Consider the following 525-nt stretch of genomic DNA (forward strand, 5'->3'; position numbering starts at 1 on the left):
CGATCGTTTCCAGTATTCCGGACGCGCCGAGCAACCCCCCCGCGCCGAGCAACCCCATCCGGCGTCTCCGGAAAACCGTCATAAATAAAACGATCACCGTCCCCGGCAGAAACGGCTCAATAGAGCGCTATGCTTTCAGCCAAACGCTCTATCTCTATGTCTTTTCGAGCGGTCACACGCAATTATGTTGTCGCTGTCGCGTCAACCTAATCGCCTATCGCTCTAAATGGTGCGGGCGGTCGGAATCGAACCGACACTCCTCTCGGAACCGGATTTTGAGTCCGGCGCGTCTACCAGTTCCACCACGCCCGCAACGCTACTTGCTTAGCATAAGCCGTGGCGCGACCCAAGGGGGGTGCGGGATGACTGTGCTGGGTGCGCCGCAGTCAAGACGGTTGCGAAATCGTCCCGGATGCCGGTGCCGGGTTCGTTCCGTGCTGCAGGCCGAGCGTAGGGTCGACCCGATGGAGCAGCAACAGCAGTAACAGGATGACGATGAGGGTCGCGAAGATGCCGCCGAGCACC

Annotated in this window: 1 tRNA gene; it reads right to left on the minus strand. The window is 60.0% G+C overall.

Features of this window, described 5'->3' with window-relative positions:
* Positions 1-227: 227 nt before the first annotated feature.
* A tRNA-Leu gene (locus ACP5Q2_RS09950) sits at positions 228-312 on the minus strand.
* Between the last annotated feature and the right edge of the window lie 213 nt (positions 313-525).

The organism is Calditerrivibrio sp., from assembly GCF_049968475.1.
GTDB classification, from domain to species: Bacteria; Chrysiogenota; Deferribacteres; order Deferribacterales; family Calditerrivibrionaceae; genus Calditerrivibrio; species Calditerrivibrio nitroreducens_A.